This is a genomic window from Curtobacterium sp. P97, from assembly GCF_023712445.1.
In the GTDB taxonomy this organism is placed as follows: domain Bacteria; phylum Actinomycetota; class Actinomycetes; order Actinomycetales; family Microbacteriaceae; genus Curtobacterium.
Genome location: NZ_JAMAYF010000237.1, coordinates 1 through 380, shown reverse-complemented (window position 1 = coordinate 380; position 380 = coordinate 1). Strand labels below are relative to the sequence as shown.

The following is a 380-nucleotide window of genomic DNA, read 5'->3' as shown; positions in this document are numbered from 1 at the left end:
GGGTTGAACCGGGCGAATGCCGTGCGAGGGCACGCGCAGCCCTCGATCGTGTGGGGCTTCTCGACCGCGTCGATGAGCGTGTTCAGTCCCTGTCGGGTGGAGTGCGTCAACGACTGGGAATCGCGTGTGCGATTGTCGGCGATCCGGCTGTACTACTGCTTGATGAGCCGACGGTAGGCCTTGACCCGGCATCAAGGATCGGGGTGCGATCCCTCTTCGGTGAGCTCGCCGAGGATCGGACGGTCATTGTTTCGACCCACCTACTTGAGGATCTCCAGGGCTTGGTGTCGCAACTCGTCGTTCTGTCCGAGGGAAAGTTGATCTTCGAGGGCTCGTACTCCGAACTGGAATCTGTTGGCCGAGGGCATCCAGTCCGTAAC

At 61.1% G+C, this 380-nt stretch carries 1 protein-coding gene; it reads left to right on the top strand.

What is annotated here, in order from left to right; translation table 11 throughout:
• A partial coding sequence (locus M3677_RS18890; protein WP_368859926.1) for an ATP-binding cassette domain-containing protein occupies window positions 1-380 on the top strand: 380 nt, incomplete at both ends.